Source organism: Mesorhizobium sp. WSM1386, assembly GCF_055901595.1.
On sequence record NZ_CM148373.1, the window covers coordinates 3,309,904 to 3,330,052 of the forward strand.

Sequence of the window (20,149 nt, forward strand, 5' to 3'; positions counted from 1 at the left end):
GGTGAAAGCGGAGGCTTCTCCGCTTTCGGGCATATACGGCCTATCCCGCGATTTTCCAGAGGCGAGGGGAAAACTTTTTGAATGAGATGTCTGGCGTCAGCGATAATTCACCGCACTCGACCACGCCGGATCGTCGTGCTTTTGCCAATAGAGCGCCATCAGCCGGCTAGTGACTGGCCCGACCTTGCCGCCGGCGATCGCCGCGCCGTCGATCTCCGTCACCGGCATGATGCCGCCGGCGGTCGAGGTGATGAAGACCTCGTCGGCTTCGCGCAGCGCGGCGACGCTGACATCGGCGGCCGTCGCGGCGAGACCTGCCTCTGCACAGAGATCGAAGACGGTGCGCCTTGTTATTCCCGGCAGCACGCCGATGGCCGGCGTCGACAGTCTGCCATGCTTGAACGCAGAAGACGTTGAAGCCTGGACCCTCGGCGACGTTGCCATTGAAGTCGAGAACCAATGCGGTCTCGGCGCCGCGGTCGTAGGCGTCATAAAGCCCCTGAACCAGGTCGAGCCAGTGGTAATTCTTGATTGCCGGGTCGATCGAGGCCGGCGGAATGCGCACCTTGTCGCTGATGGCGACGCGCAGGCCGCGCCGCAACTGCTCGGCATTGGCGACGGAGCCGAACGGCACGGCGAACGCCATGAAGCGGTTGATCGCCTGGCGCGGATCACGGCTGAAGGTCGGCGAGGCGCCGCGCGTGCACAGCATTTCGACATAGGCGGCCCGATGGCCCGACAACGCCACGCAATCGTGCAGGATTTCGGCCACGCCATCGCGGTCGAAGGGTATCGTCATGCGCAGTTTTTCCAGCCCGCCGAAGAAACGGTCAAGATGCAGGTCAAGGCGGAAGAAGCGACCGTCCCAGACATGCACGGTGTCATAGGTGGCGTCGGAATGCAGGAACCCCCAGTCCAGCACCGATATCTTGGCTTGCGACATCGGCAGATATTGGCCGTCGAGGAAGGCGATGCCGTCGGGATAGGAATGCGGGTCAACGTGATGCTCGCTGACCGCGGGCAGCGGCTTCGAATTCTCTATTGCCGTCGTCTGTCGCATCGGGGTCTCCTGTCGCGCAAGGCGGTATCCGCAGGCTATCGGCCCCGGTCAGAAGGCATAGAGCCAGCCGCCCGGCGCTGTTCGTCCTCCCAGGGGACGTGGTCGATACATCAGGCTGGAATTGCCTTATGGTCGGGTGCTGAGATGGAGGGGGAAATGAACAGGCTTGAGATCGTTGTTGCGGCTTTGTCGATTTTCGCCGCAGCCGGCGAAGCCAGCGCGCAGTGCGTGAAAGAGGGCGACGAACTTTGCCAGGGCGGCCAGACCTATCGCTGTGAGAAGACGGGCAGTGAACTGACGCCGATCTTCCAGAACCTGCCTTGCGCGGTGAGCGTCACGGCGCCGACGCTGACCGGCACCTGGATCGGCAGCGGCCACCAGAGTCCGGCGGGCGACGCCGGCGCCGACTGGTCGATCGCCATGACGATTGGCGATGGCAGCGGGTCGATCGACTATCCCTCGCTCGGCTGCGGCGGATCATTGTCCCAGACTTCCAGGGATGACAGCTCGGCGGAGTTCCACGAGAGCATCGCCTACGGTCAGGACAAGTGCATCGATGGCGGCGACATCACCGTCCGGTTTTTCAAGGAAAAACTGTCCTGGACATGGGTCGGCCATGCCGATGGCCGACCATACAATGCGGTCGCCGTGCTGACACGGCAGTAACAGGTCTCATTCGTCCTCGTCGTCGGCGTCAAGCAGGCGGGTGGCGCGCCAGCGGGTCAGCACCACGTTGGTCTGCTCGATGACGAAGAAACGCGCCGAGTCGCGGTCATAGCCGTCGGCGAGCAGTTTTTCGTAATCGGTGTGCATATGGCGGATATGGGCAATCGCCGCCAGCCACACCGCGATCGTCGGCGGCAAGGTTTTCATATGCACCGAGCCGGCATCCGTGCGGATCTTCTCCATGTCGGCGTAGGGCGCCAGCGGCAGAAGCGCTGTCAGCGCCTTGGCGATGGCGCGGCGGCGGCCTGTCGGCGCGGTCATCGTTGACCCCGATCGGATTCCTCTTGCCCCTCAACGGTCGCCTCGGCAATGGCATCGGTCGAGGCGAAGTAAGGCTTGATGTCGATAACCGGCGTGCCGTCGAGCACGTCGATGGCGTCGAGATCGACGCGCCCGGTGGTGATGTCGAGTCCCACGAGCCGCGCCACATGCAGGCCGACCGGGTTCGGGCGGGCAGGGGAGCGCAGGCCGAATACGCCTTTGGCTTCAGCCGCATGGCGCGGTTTCTGCACAATCAGATTCCGCGGCGCGTGATGCAGCCAGGACAGGATAACGACGTGGCTGGACCGCTCCAGGCCGCGCAGGCCTTCGCGGTAGGGCGCATCGATGGTGAGCATGGCGGGCTGTCCGGTCTCACGGGCAGCGCGCATGTTCTTCGGGCAGCTTTCCCGCGTCGCCCACGGCGAGGCGATGCGGCCGATGAAGACGACGCCGGCATCGGGCGGCATTGCTGCCGGATCATGATCCAGCCTCCGCTCGCCTTCTCGTCCCTCGAACATCTCACGCGGTCCGGTCATTTTACCCATCTCTTGCTGGTGCATGTCATTGCCCCAAAACCGTTGCGCACTTTTGGGCGATATGCGCCGGGAAATCACGCATGCGGCATTTTCCTGTCCGGAAGCGACATAGCGCTTGCAAGGTTTTTAAAATCGACATAAACATATGTTTATATCTTTTTCAAAGTGAATAGGCTGAAAAGAATACGCTGATGCACGTCTCGCTCGACACCATGGTGGACACATTGAAGGCGGCGGCCGAATCCAGCCGCCTGCGCATACTGGCATTGTTGTCGCGAGGCGACCTCACGGTTTCCGATCTTACCGAAATTCTCGGCCAGTCGCAGCCGCGTGTCTCCCGGCACCTGAAGCTGTTGCTGGAGGCAGGGCTGATCGGCCGCTATCAGGAAGGCTCGTGGGCCTTCTTCCGGCTCTCGGATGCCGATTCCGCTCGTGACTTCGTCATGGGGCTGGTTTCCGGCATTCGCGGCGCCGATCCGCAAGTCGAGCGCGATCTGGAACGGCTGGCCTCGGTCAAGCGCAAGCGGCAGGATCGCGCCACCGAGTATTTCTCGGTGAACGCGGCGAGCTGGGATCATATCCGCTCGCTGCACGTGCCGGACCGTGCCGTCGAGGCCGCCATGCTGAAGCTGGTCGGCAAGCGGCCGTTCCAGTCGATGCTCGATCTCGGTACCGGCACCGGGCGGCTGCTCGAAATCTTCTCGCCGCTCTACCGGCGCGGCATCGGCATCGACATGTCGCGCGAGATGCTGACCGTGGCGCGCGCCAATCTCGACAAGGCCGGCGTTTCGAATGCGCAGGTGCGGCAGGGCGACATCTTTTCGCCGCCGGTCGAGCGCGACGCCTTCGATCTCGTCACCATCCATCAGGTGCTGCATTACCTCGACGATCCGGCCCGCGCCATCCATGAGGCGGCGCGGCTGTTGCGGCCGGCGGGCAGGCTGGTCATCGTCGACTTTGCACCGCACACGCTGGAGTTCCTGCGCGAAGAGCATGCGCATATGCGGCTCGGCTTTTCCGACCGGCAGATCGGCGAATGGTTTGCCGAGGCCGGCCTCGACCTCGAGGACGCCCAGGAGTTCGAGCCGCGCGGCGGCAACGAAGCCAGGCTCACGGTAAAACTCTGGCTTGGCCGCGACCGTCGCCTGCTGATTGCCGATCCCGCCAATGACAGCCAGCAGACCAAATTGACCTCGATAGGGGAAATCGCCTGATGAACCAGTTCCGTTTTTCCCGCCGCCCCGACATTGGCGATAAGGTCCGGGTTTCGTTCGAATTCTTCCCGCCGAAGTCCGACGAGATGGAGGCAAGGCTGTGGGACACGGTCACGCGGCTGGAGCCACTGAAGCCGAAATTCGTCTCGGTGACCTATGGCGCCGGCGGTTCGACGCGCGAGCGGACCGCGCGCACCATCAGCCGCATCCTGCAGGAAACAAGCCTGACGCCGGCCGCGCACATGACCTGCGTGGATGCCGCCCGCCATGAGGTCGATGCAGTCATCCAGGAATTTGCCGATATAGGCGTGAAGCGCTTCGTCGCCTTGCGCGGCGATCCGGCCGCGGGCGTCGGCACCGCCTACCGTCCACATGCGGACGGCTATGCCAACGGGGCTGAGCTGGTCGGGGCGCTGAAGAGCGCCGGCGACTTCGACATTTCGGTTTCGGCCTATCCGGAAAAGCATCCGGAAAGCCCTGACTTTGCCACCGACATCGACATGCTGAAGCGCAAGGTCGACAATGGCGCGACGCGGGCGATCACCCAGTTCTTCTTCGACAACGATCTCTACGAACGGTATGTCGAGCGCGCGCGCCGCGCCGGTATCTACATCCCGATCGTTCCCGGGATCTTGCCAGTGCACAATTTCACCCAGGTCGCCAATTTCTCGGCGCGCTGCGGTGCGCTGGTGCCGGCATGGCTGGCCGAGCGTTTCGACGGCTTGCAGAACGACCCGCAGACGCATGCGCTGGTGGCGTCAGCCGTGGCCGCCGAACAGGTGCTGGACCTGGTCGAGCGCGGGGTGGGCGACTTCCACTTCTACACCATGAATCGGGCCGACCTGGTGTTCGCGATCTGCCACATGATCGGCATCCGTTCGCACGAGGATGAGGTGGCCGGGTCGGCCGCGGCATAGGCAAGCTGGATAGCAAAAGGCCGGGTAAAACCCGGCCTTTCGAACTGTCTGGACTATTTGGTGCTGGTCTTCCCCGGTTTGGCGGGTTCAGGGAAGGACGCCCATAATGAGGGCGCCGATGAAAGCAAACGCAGCACAGATCATCAATGCGTTGATTGGCCTCGTAAGTCCCATGACATAGCCTCCTCTTAAAGAGCTATGAGTGGGAGTCTAGGTTCATTTGTGCCACAGGCAAGCGGAAAATGTGCTGCATTGCGACGTGATTGTGGAATTTGCGACCCCGGTTTTGCCGTTAGGCTTTGAAACTCCTGCGCAAAAACCCGCTTCAGGCCTGTGAATAAATTGTGGCGACGGCGTGTCGTTGCTGTGTCATGGCAGTGCTACCTTTTGACAAATAGCCGCCCATCGATGGTGACAAGGCCAAGCGCGATCAGCACCACGCCGCCGATCTCGAACAGTTCCAGCCGTTCGCCGAGGAACATGAAACCGAGCAGCATGGCGCTGGCTGGCACGATGAGCGTGACCAGCGAGGCGTTGGTCGCCCCGGCCGAGGCGACGAGATTGAAATAGAGGATGTAGGCGAAGGCGGTGGACAGCAGCGCCAGCGCAAAGACGGCCGTCCATACCGGCGGCGAGGCCGAGAACAGGCCGGCCGGGCCATGGGCGAAGAGCACGATCGGGATCATGATAATGGTCGAGGCGGTCATCTGTCCGGTGGCGATGACCGGCGAGGGCACGCCCTTGAAGCGGCGTGCGACCATCAGGGCGACGCCATAGGATAGCGAAGCGCCGATCAGCGCGAATTTGGCCCAGACCGGGCCGCCGAGCCCGGCGAGCAGGCCCGGTCCGATCATCACCGCGGTGCCGGCAACGCCAAGCGCAATGCCGGCAAGCTTGTTCCAGGAGAGCTTCTCGTCCGATGTCAGCGCATTGGCGAGGATCAGCGTCCAGAACGGCGTGGTGGCATTGAGCACCGAGGCGACACCGGCGCCAAGCTTCGTCTGGCCGGCAAAGATTAGCGAGAAGGGGATGACGTTGTTGGTGAAGGCCAGCAGGAAGAACAGGCCGGCGTGAGGCAGGGCGAGGCGGAAGGAGGGGCCGCGCAGGCCGAGATAAAGCTGCAGCGCGATCGCGGCGATGGCGACGCGAAACAGCACCAGCACCAGCGGGTGAAGTTCCGCCACCGCTATGCGGGCGAAGAAGAACGAGCCGCCCCAGATCGCACCGAGCAGCAGCAATTGCCCCCAGTCGGTGAGCGTCATCGGTCCGCGTGGCGGTGCTGTCGCGGCCATTGCCATGTGAATCATCCTCCCCCAAGACGGGCTGAAATGCCGGTTTGAATCCCGACCGGTCAGGCAGATGGCATATCGGGTTCGGCGGCAAGGGCCACCCGAAACCTGATCGATGGCAAACGCTGCCCCAAAACTAGAGTCGCTGCGCCGGGCGCACGAGACACAGAATTGTTTTCATTGGCCGCTAGCTTGGATTAATTGTGCGCAGGCCGAAGTCGAGGATTCGTCAATGCAGCGATTCGAGAATGCCCGCGAGGCGGCCCTGGCGCTTCGCCCGGACGATCCGGTCTATTGCTTCCGCCCGCAGGTGCTCAAGGCCGACGCCAGGCAGTTCATGGGCATGTTTCCCGGCAAGACCGCCTATGCGGTCAAGACCAATGGCGAGCAGATCGTGCTGAAGACCCTGGTCGAGGCCGGTGTCACTGCTTTCGACGTTGCATCGCCGGGCGAGTTTTCCGCCGTCCGCGCCGTCTCGCCCGATGCCGAGATGCTCTACATGCACCCGGTCAAGGCGCAGTCGGACATCAAGCTGGCGCTCGAGAAATACGCCATCCGCGTCATCTCGCTCGACCATGAGGACGAAATCACCAAGCTGACGCGCGTGGTGCGGGCGCTCGATATCGATCCGGGTGCGATCAGCGTGTTCGTGCGCATCCAGACGAAAGGATCGGCCGCCTACGAGCTGTCGAAGAAGTTCGGCGCCGGGCCGGCCTATGCGGTCGAGCTCGCCGAGCGGCTGAACCGCACCGGCTACAAGGTTGGGCTTTGCTTCCACGTCGGCAGCCAGATCGAGGACCCCGACACCTATGAGCGGGCGCTGGCCTCGGCGGACTGGGTGCGCAACCGGCTGACCTTCGATATTGCCGGGTTGGATGTCGGCGGCGGCTTTCCCGCTGAATACGGGCACGATCCCAACCGCAAGCAGATCGAGATGCCGTCGCTCGGCCAGATCATGTCGCGGCTTTCCGGCGACCTGAAGGAGTACCAGTTCGATCAGATTCCATTGGTGGCTGAGCCGGGCAGGGTGATCGTGGCGCGCTGCCTGTCGCTGATCGTGCGGGTGCTGTTGCGCAAGGGCAAGCGGCTCTACATCAATGACGGCATCTGGGCTTCGCTGTCTGATTCATGGACCGGCAAGATCACGCTGCCGGCCCGCTTCATCCCCGATCCGGCGATCCGTTCGCGCAATGGCGAGGAAAAGAACATCGTACCGTTCAAGGTCTGCGGCGCGACCTGCGATTCCGTCGACATCCTGTCCCGGCCGTTCTGGCTGCCGGAAACCGTCGACACCGGCGACTGGATCGAGATCGGCCATATCGGCGCCTATTCGCTGTCGCTAAGGACCCGCTTCAACGGGTTCTATCCCGACACCTTCGTCGAGGTGGCGACGCCGTTCGACGAGGGCGACGCGCCGCAGGGCTTCGCCAGTTTGGAGACGATGGCGGATTAGCGAATAGGGAATAGTGAGTAGCGAATACGGCATTATCTTCCTCGCTACTCGCTACTCGCTACTCGCTACTCGCTCCCTTCACAGTTTCGCCAAAAGCTCCGGTGTCGGCCAACCGTCCACGGGCAACCCCAGCCGCATCTGCTCCTTGCGAATGGCTTCGCGGGTGTTGGTGCCAAGGATGCCGTCGACCGTACCGACGTCGTAGCCCCGGGCTTCGAGCTTGGTTTGCAGTGCCTTCATCTGGTTGTTGTCGAGGCCTGGTTCAGGGTTGCGTGGATCAAGCGGCGGTGCGCCGGCGAGCCTTGCCGCGAGGTTGGCCGCGGTCAGCGCATAGGTGAAGGACTGATTCCATTCGAGATAGACGTCGAAATTGTCGTAGGTGAGGAAGGCCGGGCCCTTGCGGCCCATGGGCAAGGCGAGGCCAGCCTTCAGGCCCTTGTCGACAAGCGGCGAGCCGTCGGGATTGGTGATGCCCCACTGCGCCCACTGTGTCAGCGGCAATTTGTTGGTGCGCCCGGTCTGGTCCCACGGCATCTCGTCGGGCACGCGCACTTCCTGGATCCAGGGTTCGTCACGCTTCCAGCCGCGCGACAGCACCTTGTTGGCCGTGGTCATGATCACGTCGGGCGCGCTGCCGCGCAGGTCGATCTTGCCGTCGCCATCGCCGTCGACGCCGCGCGCCAGATAGTCCGAAGGCAGGATTTGGGTCTGGCCGATCTCGCCGGCCCAGGCGCCGGTGACATCGGCCGGCAATACGCCGCGATCAATCAGTTCCAGCAGTGGTACGAGTTGCTGCCGGAACAGTTGCGGGCGGCGGCAATCATGCGACAGTGTGACCAGCGCGCTCAGCGTGTGGAAATCGCCCTGCACGGCGCCGAAGTCCGTCTCCAGTGCCCAAAAGGCGGTGATGACCGGTGCCTGGACGCCGAACTGCTGGTCGGCGCGAGCGAAGATATCGGCATATTTCTTCATGTTCGCCGCACCTTGCTTGAGCCGGTAGGCCGAGATCATGCGGTTTGAGAATTGAACGAAGGTCTGGGTGAAGACGCCCTGGGCGCGGTCGCGCGCCAGAGCCCTCTCGTCGAAGTTGGCATCTTCAAGCGCATCGAGGCCGACGGGACCGACACCCGCGGCCTTGGCCTCGGCCGCGACCCCCTGTTTCCAGGTTTCGAAATCGCCGCCGCATTCCTGCGCCACCGCCGGCAAGGCCGTGGCGCACAGCAACAGCGCCGCGAGGGCTTGGAAACGCAGTCGCATCGGCTTCCTTTCGAAGCGAAGAAGGGCGTTGTCGCGGCTTGCCTGGAAGCCCAACACCCTGAATTACCGGCGGTTGCACTCATTACCGCTGGCTGTGTCGAAAAGCAGGCGGCAGGCCCGGTGTCAACGGTTCTTCTGCCGTAGCCACATATCCGGGCGGATTCGCTGCCGTTGAACCCGGTTCAACGGAAACTCTGCTGGAGTGATTTGATCTAAGGCGTTGCTGCGGTTGAACCCGGTATCAACGGGTGTTCTGCCGCAGCCACTTGTTCCAGGCGGCCTCGCTGCCGTTGAACACATTGATATCGGACTTGCCGGTCATGCCGGGAACGATGCCTGTGCCGGTATACTGCCAGAAGGTGAAGGGGTGGCTGCCGTACTTCTCGCGCGGATGGCCGGCGACGGAGCGCAGCCAGTAGGGATAACCGCGGAAGGTCGACAGTTCGTTGTCGTCGAAGAAATCGACCGAGGTGTAGATGATCGGCTTCTTGCCGTAATGCCGCTCGATGATTTCGAGGAAGGTGGCCATCTCCGCGCGCACCGTGGCCGCGTCGGGGCGCAGCCTGCAGGTCGGCGATTTCGGATTCCATTCCATGTCGAGCACCGGCGGCATCGAGGAGCGGTCGACGGGGACATTCTGGATGAACCAGCGCGCCTGGACGGCCGCCGGCGTGCAGAAATAGAAGAAGTGATAGGCCGCGCGCGGAACGCCCGCGGCTTTGGTGCGCGCCCAATGCTCGTTGAAATATTCGTCGAAGCGGTCTCCGCCCTCGGTCGCCTTGATGAAGGCGAAGGAAATGCCGCTCGCCCTGGCCGCCGGCCAATCGACCGAGGTCTGGTACTTGGAGACGTCGGTGCCATGGACGGCATAGTTCCATGGCGCCCCGCTGTCCCATTCATGCGGCTTGGAATCGCCGAAGCGCGGCGCGCGCACGGCAACCGTCCCACTGCTGGACGAAGATGGCGACAGCGGCGAGAGATCGTCCACGGTCGAGCAGGCGCCAAGCAGCGTGAGCATGAAAAGAGCCGCAAGACGGCGCATCACAACTTCCAAGCCGGATTCAGCCGGTCGCTGATGGGTTGTTGTTGCGGGGTGACCTCAGTGCCTTGGTCGGCACGTGTCAGCCCTCAGGAGATCGCCCCACAGCATCTCCTGATTCTCCAGTGATCGCCGATCATGGTTGATAACAGGTTGATGGCGCTCGACAAGAACCTCGATTTTGCCGAAGCAATGGCGGCAAATCGATGACATAGATCGAGCCGGAAGTGACCGGGCAGCTGAAGAGCAGGGACCGAAAAGATGCGGATCGTCGTCAAGATCGTCAAATGGCTGCTTGGCCTGATCGTGCTGGCGGTCGCCGCTTTGTTTGCCTGGCTTTATATCGCGCCGCCGGAATTGATCCGCGTCGGCTCGGGCTATTCGGCCAAGATCGTCTGCTCCAATGTCTTCATCGCCGGACGCGACCCCAACGAGGTGCTTGCCGTCGACGTGCAGGCGCCGGGCCACCCACTGCTGCGGCTGATGCGGGTTTCGGTCGACAAGAACCGCGGTACGGTTTCCGCTGGTTTGCTCGGCTTCCTCGGCAAGAGCGTCGCCGTCGCCCGCGACGGGCTGGGCTGCGCCTCGGTCCCCGACGGCGACGTCGGCAAGGCGCGGCGCACGGCAGTCCATGTCGAGCCTGTCGCGACCAGCCGGGATACGCTGTGGCCGGAGGGCGAGCGGGTCGACGCTTCACAGGATCCAGTGATTGCAAAGCTGCTCGACGATGCGGCGCTGACCGGCGCCGGCATGCGGGCGATCGTGGTGGTCAAGAACGGTCGCGTCGTCGCCGAACGCTATGGCGAGGGGTTTTCCGCCAAGACGCCGCTGCTCGGCTGGTCGATGACCAAGACGGTGAATGCCGCCATCATCGGCACGCTGGTCAAGGACGGCAAGATGACCATCGACAACAAGGGCCTGTTCGCGCCGTGGAAGACAGATGGCCGCGCCGCGATCAGCCTTGCCGACATGATGGCGATGTCGAGCGGGCTGGAATTCAACGAGGATTACGGCGACGTCGCCGATGTCACGCGCATGCTCTATCTCGAACCCGACATGGCGGGCTTTGCCGAATCCAAGCCGCTGACTGGCGAGGTCGGCAAGGTGTTTTCCTATTCAAGCGGCACGGCGGTGATGCTGTCGCGGCTCTGGCAGGACGCGATCGGCGACAAGGCCAAAGCGCTGACATTGCCGCGCAGCGCGCTGTTCGAGCCGCTCGGCATGCACAGTGCGGTGCTCGAAACCGATGAGCAGGGCACATTCGTCGGCTCGTCCTATCTCTACGCCACCGCGCATGACTGGGCGCGCTTCGGCCAGTTCCTGCTGCAGGGCGGTGTCTGGAACGGCAACCAGATCCTGCCGGCCGGCTTCGTCGACTGGATGCGCGAACCGGCACCGGCTTCCAAGGTCTACGGCAAGGGCCAGTTGTGGATCGAAGCACCCGGCGACGAGGAGAAGCCTGGCGCTGGTGTCGCAGCGGGCCTGCCCAAGGACACTTACTGGATGCAAGGTCATGACGGGCAGACCGTCACCATCATCCCGTCCGAGCAGTTGGTGGTGGTACGGCTCGGCCTGACGCCTGCCAAGCTCGGCTACCGCCCGCGGACGATGGTGGGAGCGCTGGTGAAGGCATTGCATTAGAACGCGGCGGCCGCCGGTCGCCTCAAAGTCCTGTCTATGCAGCCGTCGCCAAAGGCTTGGCGCGATCGACACGCGCGCGCTCGTCGGGCGAATTCATAACCGCCCAAAGATCGCTGCGGCGTTGGACGTTCAACCAGAAGTCCGGACTGTTGCCAAACACCCGCGCCAAAATGAGCGCAGTCGCCGCCGTCACGCTGCGGCGGTCGTTGCACAATTCGTTCACGTGCTTGCGTTGAACGCCCATCGCGTCGGCCAAGGCTGCCTGTGTCAGGCCGAGCGGCTGCATGAATTCTTCCGAGAGAATTTCACCAACCGTTGCCGGCTTGCGTGCAGTCATCAACATGTCTCACCTCACTTATAACCGTGGTCGTCCAGATAGATGTCCGACGCCTCACCGCGGCCGCCATCCCAGCGGAAGACCAGCCGCCATTGCTTGTTGACGCGGATGGAATGGAAGCCTTCGAGATTGCCGCGCAACTTCTCGAAATGATTGCTTGGCGGCACGCGCAAATCCTGATCGACCATCGCGTCGTCAATCATCTGGAGCTTGCGGAACAAGCGGCTTTCGAGGTCGGACGGAATATTGCGGGAGTGGGTATCTTCTACGAAGAAAGCCCGCAGCCATCCGTCCCTAAAGCCGACGATCATCACATGCCTTCAGCAGCATGGAGATAATGTACCACTCCTTGGGTCACCAGGCAATCTATCTTGCTGAGCGCGGTAGCTATCGTCTCACTGAGGGGATTGATCCCGATGGCTGCTATTTTTCAGATGGCGATCTTGATCACAGCCAGCCACGCGTAGCCGCGATAAAGGGTGCGAAAATGGAAGCTTGCATCGGTTCGCCGGGATTCCGATTCCAGAACTTCGCGCAGAGACTCACGTGGCGAGACGTGGAATTTTCTGAGCCAGCCGCGCAGCAACGTTCGGAACCAGCCGGGCAGCCCCTCCTGCTGGCCGAAGTCGACGATATGCAGCGAACCGTCGGGGGCAAGTGCTGCCAGTGCCGCCGACACCGTCTTCTCCCAGCCGGGGATCATCGACAGCGAATAGGACACGAAGACGCGGTCGAAGCGTTCGGTGCCGAAGAGCGCGCCGGCATCGAAATCGGTCGCGTCGCCTCTTGCCAGCGTGACGCGGCTGGACAGGCCTTTGCGGTCGATCACCTTGCCGGCCGTCTCCAGCATCTCGGCCGAAATGTCGAGGCCGAAGAAGCGGGCATCGGGATAGCGACGGGCGGCCAGGATGATGTTGCGGCCGGTGCCGCAGCCGAGTTCCAGCACGCTGCCGCCGGCTGGAACATCCAGCCCTGAAATCAGCCGGTCGCGGCCGAGAAGATAATATTTGCGGGTCAGGTCGTAGATGTGACGCTGCCAGCGGTAGACGCCGTCCATCAGTTCGGCATGGTTGGCCTTGAATTCGGGGCTGGCCGGCAGTTCCGTCGTGCTCATGCCGGACGCTTCACATAGAGGTGGAAGCCGCCATAGATGGCCGAGCGGTCGCGGGCCGAGAAGTCGCGCGATGCCTCGTTCTGGTAGTCCCATTGGTCGAGCAACGAAGTGGAGACGCGGCCCGGCAACAGGCTGGGCTCGGCGGCGGTGCGGAAGATGACGCGGGCGCCGGTGGAGGCGGTGCGGGTGATTTCCGACCACAGTGCATTGAGCTGGTCGTCGGTCATCCAGTCCTGGGCGTCGAGCAGGATGAAGCGGTCGACAGTGCCGGCATCCTTGCCGGCCAGGAACTCGATCAGATTGGCATGGTGGATGGCGACGCGATCGATGTTGCCGCGGATGGTGTCGTAGTTAGGCTTTTCCAGATAGGCGGGCAGGGCGGCTTCGCCGGGCTCGGGATAGCGGCGGGCGAAAGCCTGCCAGGCGAAATAATTGTTTTCCAGGGGAAAATCGCAGGCGAGTTTTTCCAGCCGGGCCTTCAGCACGCTGGCCATTGTGCCGTCGCCGGAGGTGATCAGCGAATCATACTGCGCCGGCGGAATGCCGAGGCCGAACAGGGAGGCCTTGCGCGAGGTCGCCCATTTCAGAAGCTTCCTGTCGAAGACCGGCGCCAGTTCCTCGTTGAAGAAGCGGCGCTGTTCGCCGATGTTGCGGGCCTGCATGATGCCCGCTGGGTCGACGCCGAAGAATTTCGCCGTGCGGTGGCCCATGGCGATGAACAGGCCGAGCAGGCCGGTCTGGTAGAAGTTGCGGTCGAAAACGCCGATGCGCCTGATGCCGCGCCAGTTGCGGCGCTCCCAATAGTGACGGCTGACCGGATCGAGATGCGGCGCGATGAAGCGGTCGTAGGCTTGCGAATTGTGGCTGGTATCGGCAGCACCGAAGAAACGAAACAGATCGCCCTGCGAGGGCAGACGGCGCACCGCCTCCAGCTTCATGCGGTTCAGCGCGATGTGCGCGGCGTTGAGGTCGACGGCGTCGATCCTTGCCGGCGAGCGGGTGAGGTAGGCCAGGATGTTGCAGCCACCCGAGGCGATGGTGACGACGCGGTGGCCCTGGCCAAGCTGCATGGCCTCCATGTCGACATCGGGGTCTTCCCAGATCTGCGGATAGACGAGGCCGGAAAACAGGAAGGCGAACAGCCGCTCGGAAATACCGGCTTTCGAAAGCGCGCGGTTCTGGTAGACGGCCCTTCCAACTTCCTTGCCGCGGCGAAAAACCAGATCCGAGGAGACGTCCGTCATGACAAAGTGATTCCCCATTTGCTTTGCCGCAAGCGGGTAGCGCAGGGTCATGACAGGCCGGTGACAGCCTGTTGACGGAGGTTCAGGCCTTGCCAAACCCGCCCGGCGTCGGTGTCGTCAGGATAACAGCCTCACCGGCATCCAGCACGGTCTGGTCGCAGGCCTTCAACGTGTCGACGCGACCGTCCTTGCGGCGCACCTTGGTCGATCCGACCTCACCATCACCACCACCGTCCAGCCCCTGCGGCGGACGGTTGCGGTGCGAGGACAGGATCGCGCATTCCATCTTTTCGAGAAAGCGGATGGTGCGTTTGGTGCCGTCGCCGGCATTCCATTTGCCCGTGCCGCCGGACCCTTCGCGGATGTGGAAATCCTCCAGCACCACGGGAAAGCGGAGTTCCAGCACTTCCGGGTCGGTGAGGCGGGAATTGGTCATGTGGGTGTGGACGCCGGACGTGCCGGCAAAGCCGCGGCCGGAGTTCATCTGGCCTGCCGGCGAGCCGGAGCAGATCGTCTCGTAATACTGGTATTGCTTGTTGCCGAAGGTCAAATTGTTCATCGTGCCCTGCGCATTGGCCATCGCGCCCATGGCGCCGAACAGCGCGTTGGTGACATGCTGCGAGGTCTCGACATTGCCGGCGACGACGGCGGCGGGGTAGGCGGGCTTCAGCATGCAGCCATCGGGAATGATGATGTTGATTGGCCTGAGGCACCCGGCATTCATCGGGATCATGTCCTCGACCATGACACGGAAGGCATAAAGCACCGCCGCACGGGCGACAGGCTCGGGTGCGTTGAAGTTGTTCTTCATGACCGGTGACGTGCCGGTGAAGTCGACGGTCGCCTCGCGTTTTTGCCGGTCGACCGATATCTTCACCTTGATGATCTGGCCGGTGTCGGTCGGGTATTCGTATCGCGACGTGTCGGGCAATCGCTCCAGCACGCGGCGCACGCTTTCGGCGGCGTTGTCCTGGACGTGACCCATATAGGCCTCGACGACATCGAGGCCGAAATGCGCGACCATCTTGCGCAGTTCGGCGACGCCTTTCTCGTTGGCGGCGATCTGCGCCTTGAGGTCGGCGATGTTCTGGTGCGGGTTGCGGGCCGGATAGCGGTGGTCGGTGAGCAGCGTCTGCAATTCCGTCTCGCGGAATTTCCCGCGGTCGACGATGCGGAAATTGTCGAACAGGACACCTTCCTCGTCGACCGTGGTGGCGAGCGGCGTCATCGATCCGGGCGCTGTGCCGCCGATATCGGCGTGGTGACCGCGCGAGGCAACGTAGAAGAGGACTTCCTCCCCCCTTGAGGGGGAGGTGCCGCCGAAGGCGGTGGAGGGGGTCGCCGAGGCAGTGCTCGACGTTCTTGCGGTGCCTTCTGAGAGGACCCCACCCGGCCGCTGCGCGGCCACCCTCCCCTCAAGGGGGAGGGAAAACACCGGCGTCACAACGGTGATGTCGGGCAGATGCGTGCCGCCATTATAGGGCGCGTTGAGGGCAAAGACGTCGCCGGGATGGATGTCGCCGGAGTTCAGCCGGATAATGGTCTCGACCGAACGGTCCATTGAGCCGAGGTGGACCGGCATGTGCGGCGCGTTGGCGACCAGCGCACCGGTGTGATCGAAGACAGCGCAGGAAAAATCCAGCCTTTCCTTGATGTTGACGGAGTAGGCGGTGTTCTGCAGCGTCACCCCCATCTGCTCTGCGATCGACATGAAGAGGTTGTTGAAGACCTCCAGCACCACCGGGTCGGCTTCGGTGCCGAGCGCTGCCTGACGGCGCTTTCTTTCGACACGGCGCAGCAGCACATGGTTCCTGGCGGTGATCTCGGCCTGCCAGCCCGGCTCGACGACGATGGTCTGGTTCGGCTCGATGATCAGGGCGGGACCGGCAATCCTGTTGCCCGGCTTCAGCGCCTCACGGCGGAAAATGCCGGATGCACGCCATTCTCCCTCGGTGAAGATTTCGCGGCTCTGCGAAGGGCTTAAGGTGAGATCCTCGGTTTCTGAATCGCTTTCGTCGCGGCCGCCGCCGCCGGTGTCGGTGCCTTCGACGCTGACGGTCTCGACGATCATCGGCTTGTCGTCATAGACGAAACCGAATTGCGCCTTGTGGGCGATCTCGAAATCGCGCTTCGCCTGGAAAATCGAGTCACTTTCGAAATTCACCGGCAGTGTCGTGTCGGTGCCGTCGTAGCGAATGTGCAGCACCGGCCTTGCGGCAACCGCGTCCTCGGCGACGCCTTGCGCAGCGAGTTCGGCGATGACGGTGTTTCTCAAATTGGCAATGAGGCTACCGATCTCCGTTCGGGACTCCTCCGCAAGCGGCTTTAGCAGCGCCTGCTGGCGCGAGGCAAAGACGGAGGCCAGGCCGATGCCATAGGCCGAAAGCAGGCCGGAGAAAGGGTGGATCAGCACCGCCTCCATGCCGAGCGCGTCGGCAACCAGGCATGCGTGCTGGCCGCCGGCGCCGCCAAAGCAGTTGAGCAGATATTCGGTGACGTCGTAGCCGCGCTGCACGGAAATCTTCTTGATGGCGTTGGCCATGTTCTCGACGGCGATGGTGATGAAGCCTTCCGCGACCGCCTCGGGCGAGCGGCCGTCACCGATCTCGGCGGCAAGTGCGCTGAATTTCGCGCGCACGGCCTCGACGTCGAGCGGCTGATCCTGGTCGGGGCCGAAGATCGCCGGGAAGAAATCGGGCTGCAGCTTGCCCAGCATGACGTTGGCGTCGGTGACTGCGAGCGGTCCGCCACGCCGGTAGGCGGCGGGGCCGGGATTGGCGCCGGCGGAGTCCGGGCCGGCACGAAAGCGGCCGGCCTCGTAATGCAGGATCGAACCGCCGCCGGCGGCGACGGTGTGGATGCGCATCATCGGGGCGCGGACCCGCACGCCGGCGACTTCGGTATCGAAGGCGCGTTCATACTCGCCATCATAGTGGGCGACATCGGTTGATGTACCGCCCATGTCGAAGCCGATGACCTTGTCGAAACCGGCGGATTTCGCTGTCTCGACCATGCCGACGACGCCGCCGGCCGGACCCGACAGCAGCGCGTCCTTGCCCTGGAACATATTGGCGGCGGTGAGGCCGCCAGAAGACATCATGAACATCAGGCGGGGGGATTGGTCAGTCTCTTCCGCCGCACCCAGTTCTCCCGCCACCTTCTGCACATACCTCGACAGGATGGGCGACAGATAGGCGTCGACCACGGTTGTGTCGCCGCGGCCCACCAGCTTGATCAGCGGCGAAACCTCGTGGCTGACCGAGACCTGGCCGAAACCAAGCTTGCGGCAGACTTTTGCCACCGCCTTCTCGTGATCGGGGTATTTCCAGGCATGCATGAAGACGATGGCTACGGCATCGATGCCGTCGGCCTTGGCCTGTTCGATTGCCGGCCGACAAGCGGCGATGTCGAGCAGCCGTTCGACGGAGCCATCGGCCAGCACACGCTCGTTGACCTCGATGACGCGCTCATAAAGCTGTTCGGGAAGGATGATCTCCTTGGCGAAGATGTCCGGGCGCGCCTGATAGGCGATCCTGAGCGCATCGCGAAACCCCTTGGTGATGAGCAGGAGCACGCGGTCGCCCTTGCGCTCCAGAAGCGCATTGGTAGCCACCGTGGTGCCCATCTTGATGTCGCCGATCCGGCCGGGCGGAACCGCGGTGCTAGGTTCAAGCCGGAGCAGGTCACGTATGCCCTGGATGGCGGCATCGGCATAGGCTTCCGGGTTCTCCGAAAGGAGCTTGCGCGGATGCAGTCCCCCTTGCGGGTCTCGGCCGACGACATCGGTGAAGGTGCCGCCGCGGTCGATCCAGAAGTCCCATTTCGCGGCCATGGCGGCTGTCTCCGGCATTTTTCGTTTCCAGCTTTCGTTGTTAATGCGCCAAGGCATCAGCGGCAACGCATCCCGTTGATGTTACACGCGGAAACGCAACGTTACGAAACTCATGGCGATGTGATGCATTTCCCCTTCGACCGTTCACTGCAACGTGAACGTGTGTTGAAGGAGAGATGTCATGAAAAAGCTCATTCTTGCGTCCGTGTCCGCGCTTGCCCTGCTGGGCCTCGCTGCCTGCAGCGACAGCGGCACAGGCACTGACAACACCACCACGCAGAGCACCAATCCGCCGGCCTCCGAGCCGATGAAACCCGCGGCCCCGGCCGATAATTCGACCAAGCCTGCCGAGCCGGCTCCGGCAACGCCTGCTCCTGCGCCCGCGCAGTAGCTTGTAAGCAGTAAGTGCCTTGGGAGAAAAGGCCGGCGTCATGCCGGCCTTTTCTTGTGGAGGCGACCATCGGAACCGACGAGGCGCTCTCCTCACCGACACCGGACAGTGGCCGTTATTGGCTTGATAGCGGGGTCCGGTTGGCTTTATGAAGCTGGCCATGTCGATTTGGGACCGCCTTGGCGAATTCATAACACGGGTTTCGTCTTCGACGACGTCGGGCGTCGCCGACGTCGTCGAGGCCGTGCGCACGGTGTTCTCCGGCGACGCGGACCTGCGCCGCCGCGTCGCCTTCTCGGTGGCCATGATCGCGCTTTCGGCCAAGATGGCCAAGGCCGACGGCATCGTCACCCAGGACGAGGTGCGCGCTTTCCAGGAAATCTTCGAAGTGCCGCCGAAGGAGACGCGCAATGTGGCGCGGCTATTCGATCTGGCGCAGCGCGACGTGGCCGGATTCGAGACCTATGCCGAACGGATGGCGCAGATGTGCGGCTCTGGGCATTCCAACTGCGTGATGCTGGAAGACATACTCGACGGCCTGTTCCACATCGCAAAGGCCGACGGCTTGGTGCATGAGCATGAAGGCACCTTCTTGCATCGGATCGCGGAGATTTTCCGCATCGACGAGGCACATTATGAGGCCATCCTGGCGCGACACGTCAATCTTGGCGCTGGCGACCCCTATGTCGTGCTCGGCATCGAGCGCGGCAAGCCGTTCGAGGAGGTCAGGAAGCGGTACCGCAAGCTGGTTTCCGACAATCATCCCGACCGGCTGATCGCGCGCGGCTTGCCGCAGGAATTCATCAAGATCGCGACGACCAGGGTCGCGGCGATCAACGCCGCCTATGAGATGATCGAGCGAGGCCTGCGGCACGTATGAGCGGCTTCCTGCCCGACGAGCCGCGCGCCGAGGTCAGGGTGTCGCCGAATTTCGGGCCAAGGCGCGACACGATGAAACCCGATATGATCGTGTTGCACTATACCGGCATGGCGACGGGTGCCGGGGCAGAGGCGTGGCTGTGCGACCCGGCCAGCGAAGTCTCGTCGCATTATCTCGTGCATGAGAATGGCCACATCGTGCAGATGGTCAGGGAAAGCGACCGCGCCTGGCACGCTGGCAAGAGTTCCTGGTTCGGACGCAGCGACATCAACTCCTGTTCGATCGGCATCGAGATCGTCAATCCGGGACATTCGCTAGGCTATCGCGGATTTCCCCAGCGCCAGATCGACGCGGTGATCGGCCTGTGCAAAGGCATTGCCGCGCGGCATGCGATCCCCGCCACGCGGGTGCTGGCCCATTCGGACGTGGCGCCTGGGCGCAAAGTCGATCCAGGCGAGAAGTTTCCGTGGCGCGCGCTGTTCGACGCCGGCGTCGGCCATCTCGTGCCGGCCGCTCCCGTGAGGCGTGGAGCCGCGCTGAAGCCCGGCGACAGCGGCGCCGATGTCGAGGCACTGCAGTCGATGCTCGCGCTCTATGGCTATGGTGTCGAGATATCGGGCGTTTTCGATCATCAGACACGGATTGTCGTCGAGGCTTTCCAACGGCATTTCCGTCCCCGCCTGGTTGACGGGCTGGCCGACGGCTCGACGATGCGTACGCTGCAAAAACTGCTTGCCTCCATGAGCCGCTGACCCAGGGTCAAGGCCTGCCCAAGTAATCCTTTTCGCCTTTCAGGTTACAAACTGTCACCTAAAGTGACTTGCCCCGCCTTCATTGGCGCCAATTCGGACTTCAAAGGGCAATTCGTACAGTTTGTCGGACGTCTATCCCCCCGGATGTTCCGATATTAATCAAGGCGTGCCACGCGATGATCTTCGCGTGGTCCAAACAGAACAGG

At 63.0% G+C, this 20,149-nt stretch carries 18 protein-coding genes and 1 pseudogene; 8 read left to right on the forward strand and 11 right to left on the reverse strand.

From position 1 onward, the window contains the following. Positions 1–96 precede the first annotated feature (96 nt). A pseudogene (locus AC0NIH_RS16270) lies at positions 97–1,060 on the reverse strand (D-amino acid aminotransferase). Between the two features lie 156 nt (positions 1,061–1,216). Between AC0NIH_RS16270 and AC0NIH_RS16275 the strand changes: the two are divergent. Continuing rightward, entirely contained in the window at positions 1,217–1,726 is a 510-nt protein-coding gene (locus AC0NIH_RS16275; RefSeq protein ID WP_473462138.1) for a hypothetical protein, read from the forward strand. A 6-nt stretch (positions 1,727–1,732) separates the two neighbouring features. On the opposite strand, the gene AC0NIH_RS16280 is transcribed toward AC0NIH_RS16275, so the two are convergent. Beyond that, the gene (locus AC0NIH_RS16280; protein WP_023765154.1) at positions 1,733–2,047 is read right to left on the reverse strand and encodes a DUF2293 domain-containing protein; all 315 of its coding nucleotides are present in this window, start codon (positions 2,045–2,047) and stop codon (positions 1,733–1,735) included. Further along, positions 2,044–2,583 carry a tRNA (N6-threonylcarbamoyladenosine(37)-N6)-methyltransferase TrmO gene (tsaA, locus tag AC0NIH_RS16285; protein ID WP_473462136.1) on the reverse strand — a complete coding sequence of 180 codons (540 nt, stop codon included), beginning with the start codon at positions 2,581–2,583 and terminating at the stop codon, positions 2,044–2,046. The genes AC0NIH_RS16280 and tsaA overlap by 4 nt, the downstream gene beginning before the upstream one ends. 191 nt (positions 2,584–2,774) lie before the next feature. Between tsaA and AC0NIH_RS16290 the strand changes: the two genes are divergently transcribed. Together AC0NIH_RS16290 and metF are read left to right on the forward strand one after the other, a co-directional pair. Further along, positions 2,775–3,797: an ArsR/SmtB family transcription factor gene (locus AC0NIH_RS16290; RefSeq protein ID WP_473462134.1), complete on the forward strand. Its 1,023-nt coding sequence runs from the start codon at positions 2,775–2,777 to the stop codon at positions 3,795–3,797. Continuing rightward, positions 3,797–4,714, forward strand: a complete 918-nt coding sequence (gene metF / locus AC0NIH_RS16295; protein WP_473462131.1) for a methylenetetrahydrofolate reductase [NAD(P)H] — start codon at positions 3,797–3,799, stop codon at positions 4,712–4,714. The genes AC0NIH_RS16290 and metF overlap by 1 nt, the downstream gene beginning before the upstream one ends. A gap of 380 nt (positions 4,715–5,094) precedes the next feature. Here the strand turns inward: metF and AC0NIH_RS16300 are convergent, their stop codons facing one another. After that, a complete protein-coding gene (locus tag AC0NIH_RS16300; RefSeq protein ID WP_224686145.1) occupies positions 5,095–6,012 on the reverse strand; it encodes a DMT family transporter in 918 nt (305 codons plus the stop codon). A gap of 223 nt (positions 6,013–6,235) precedes the next feature. Here AC0NIH_RS16300 and AC0NIH_RS16305 point away from each other — a divergent pair, with 223 nt between their 5' ends. Next, complete coding sequence (locus tag AC0NIH_RS16305) at positions 6,236–7,456, forward strand: alanine racemase (RefSeq protein ID WP_013894645.1); 1,221 nt, start codon at positions 6,236–6,238, stop codon at positions 7,454–7,456. Positions 7,457–7,534: 78 nt separating this feature from the next. On the opposite strand, the gene AC0NIH_RS16310 is transcribed toward AC0NIH_RS16305, so the two are convergent. Next, positions 7,535–8,713 (reverse strand): lytic murein transglycosylase, encoded by a 1,179-nt coding sequence (locus AC0NIH_RS16310; RefSeq protein ID WP_473462128.1) that lies wholly within the window; start codon positions 8,711–8,713, stop codon positions 7,535–7,537. Positions 8,714–8,954: 241 nt separating this feature from the next. Further along, positions 8,955–9,755, reverse strand: a complete 801-nt coding sequence (locus AC0NIH_RS16315) for a glycoside hydrolase family 25 protein (RefSeq protein WP_023778025.1) — start codon at positions 9,753–9,755, stop codon at positions 8,955–8,957. 258 nt (positions 9,756–10,013) lie between these two features. On the opposite strand from AC0NIH_RS16315, the gene AC0NIH_RS16320 reads away from it, so the two are divergent. After that, positions 10,014–11,393: a serine hydrolase domain-containing protein gene (locus AC0NIH_RS16320; RefSeq protein ID WP_473462125.1), complete on the forward strand. Its 1,380-nt coding sequence runs from the start codon at positions 10,014–10,016 to the stop codon at positions 11,391–11,393. Between the two features lie 34 nt (positions 11,394–11,427). On the opposite strand, the gene AC0NIH_RS16325 is transcribed toward AC0NIH_RS16320, so the two are convergent. The 5 genes from AC0NIH_RS16325 to AC0NIH_RS16345 all read right to left on the reverse strand — a co-directional run bounded on the left by AC0NIH_RS16325 (position 11,428) and on the right by AC0NIH_RS16345 (position 17,920). Next, positions 11,428–11,736: a HigA family addiction module antitoxin gene (locus AC0NIH_RS16325; RefSeq protein WP_013894649.1), complete on the reverse strand. Its 309-nt coding sequence runs from the start codon at positions 11,734–11,736 to the stop codon at positions 11,428–11,430. Between the two features lie 8 nt (positions 11,737–11,744). After that, positions 11,745–12,041, reverse strand: a complete 297-nt coding sequence (locus AC0NIH_RS16330) for a type II toxin-antitoxin system RelE/ParE family toxin (RefSeq protein ID WP_352708925.1) — start codon at positions 12,039–12,041, stop codon at positions 11,745–11,747. Positions 12,042–12,160: 119 nt separating this feature from the next. Continuing rightward, the gene (locus tag AC0NIH_RS16335) at positions 12,161–12,844 is read right to left on the reverse strand and encodes a class I SAM-dependent methyltransferase (protein ID WP_473462121.1); all 684 of its coding nucleotides are present in this window, start codon (positions 12,842–12,844) and stop codon (positions 12,161–12,163) included. Next, positions 12,841–14,139 carry a BtaA family protein gene (locus AC0NIH_RS16340; protein ID WP_473462119.1) on the reverse strand — a complete coding sequence of 433 codons (1,299 nt, stop codon included), beginning with the start codon at positions 14,137–14,139 and terminating at the stop codon, positions 12,841–12,843. The genes AC0NIH_RS16335 and AC0NIH_RS16340 overlap by 4 nt, the downstream gene beginning before the upstream one ends. Before the next feature lie 31 nt (positions 14,140–14,170). After that, positions 14,171–17,920, reverse strand: a complete 3,750-nt coding sequence (locus AC0NIH_RS16345; protein WP_473462203.1) for a hydantoinase B/oxoprolinase family protein — start codon at positions 17,918–17,920, stop codon at positions 14,171–14,173. 181 nt (positions 17,921–18,101) lie between these two features. On the opposite strand from AC0NIH_RS16345, the gene AC0NIH_RS16350 reads away from it, so the two are divergent. The 3 genes from AC0NIH_RS16350 to AC0NIH_RS16360 all read left to right on the forward strand — a co-directional run bounded on the left by AC0NIH_RS16350 (position 18,102) and on the right by AC0NIH_RS16360 (position 19,943). Then, a complete protein-coding gene (locus AC0NIH_RS16350; RefSeq protein WP_023765142.1) occupies positions 18,102–18,311 on the forward strand; it encodes a hypothetical protein in 210 nt (69 codons plus the stop codon). A gap of 160 nt (positions 18,312–18,471) precedes the next feature. Then, a complete protein-coding gene (locus tag AC0NIH_RS16355; protein ID WP_023778030.1) occupies positions 18,472–19,191 on the forward strand; it encodes a J domain-containing protein in 720 nt (239 codons plus the stop codon). Next, positions 19,188–19,943: a peptidoglycan recognition protein family protein gene (locus AC0NIH_RS16360; protein WP_287272223.1), complete on the forward strand. Its 756-nt coding sequence runs from the start codon at positions 19,188–19,190 to the stop codon at positions 19,941–19,943. The genes AC0NIH_RS16355 and AC0NIH_RS16360 overlap by 4 nt, the downstream gene beginning before the upstream one ends. The last annotated feature ends 206 nt before the right edge of the window (positions 19,944–20,149 follow it).

Bases quoted from the DNA above. Each gene is read 5' to 3' on its own strand.
- AC0NIH_RS16335 (WP_473462121.1), bottom strand. From the start codon at position 12,844: ATGAGCACGACGGAACTGCCGGCCAGCCCCGAATTCAAGGCCAACCAT.
- metF (WP_473462131.1), top strand. From the start codon at position 3,797: ATGAACCAGTTCCGTTTTTCCCGCCGCCCCGACATTGGCGATAAGGTC.
- AC0NIH_RS16345 (WP_473462203.1), bottom strand. From the start codon at position 17,920: ATGGCCGCGAAATGGGACTTCTGGATCGACCGCGGCGGCACCTTCACC.
- AC0NIH_RS16300 (WP_224686145.1), bottom strand. From the start codon at position 6,012: ATGGCAATGGCCGCGACAGCACCGCCACGCGGACCGATGACGCTCACC.
- AC0NIH_RS16350 (WP_023765142.1), top strand. From the start codon at position 18,102: ATGAAAAAGCTCATTCTTGCGTCCGTGTCCGCGCTTGCCCTGCTGGGC.
- tsaA (WP_473462136.1), bottom strand. From the start codon at position 2,583: ATGACCGGACCGCGTGAGATGTTCGAGGGACGAGAAGGCGAGCGGAGG.
- AC0NIH_RS16320 (WP_473462125.1), top strand. From the start codon at position 10,014: ATGCGGATCGTCGTCAAGATCGTCAAATGGCTGCTTGGCCTGATCGTG.
- AC0NIH_RS16325 (WP_013894649.1), bottom strand. From the start codon at position 11,736: ATGTTGATGACTGCACGCAAGCCGGCAACGGTTGGTGAAATTCTCTCG.
- AC0NIH_RS16290 (WP_473462134.1), top strand. From the start codon at position 2,775: ATGCACGTCTCGCTCGACACCATGGTGGACACATTGAAGGCGGCGGCC.
- AC0NIH_RS16305 (WP_013894645.1), top strand. From the start codon at position 6,236: ATGCAGCGATTCGAGAATGCCCGCGAGGCGGCCCTGGCGCTTCGCCCG.
- AC0NIH_RS16310 (WP_473462128.1), bottom strand. From the start codon at position 8,713: ATGCGACTGCGTTTCCAAGCCCTCGCGGCGCTGTTGCTGTGCGCCACG.
- AC0NIH_RS16340 (WP_473462119.1), bottom strand. From the start codon at position 14,139: ATGACCCTGCGCTACCCGCTTGCGGCAAAGCAAATGGGGAATCACTTT.
- AC0NIH_RS16330 (WP_352708925.1), bottom strand. From the start codon at position 12,041: ATGATCGTCGGCTTTAGGGACGGATGGCTGCGGGCTTTCTTCGTAGAA.
- AC0NIH_RS16315 (WP_023778025.1), bottom strand. From the start codon at position 9,755: ATGCGCCGTCTTGCGGCTCTTTTCATGCTCACGCTGCTTGGCGCCTGC.
- AC0NIH_RS16360 (WP_287272223.1), top strand. From the start codon at position 19,188: ATGAGCGGCTTCCTGCCCGACGAGCCGCGCGCCGAGGTCAGGGTGTCG.
- AC0NIH_RS16355 (WP_023778030.1), top strand. From the start codon at position 18,472: ATGTCGATTTGGGACCGCCTTGGCGAATTCATAACACGGGTTTCGTCT.
- AC0NIH_RS16275 (WP_473462138.1), top strand. From the start codon at position 1,217: ATGAACAGGCTTGAGATCGTTGTTGCGGCTTTGTCGATTTTCGCCGCA.
- AC0NIH_RS16280 (WP_023765154.1), bottom strand. From the start codon at position 2,047: ATGACCGCGCCGACAGGCCGCCGCCGCGCCATCGCCAAGGCGCTGACA.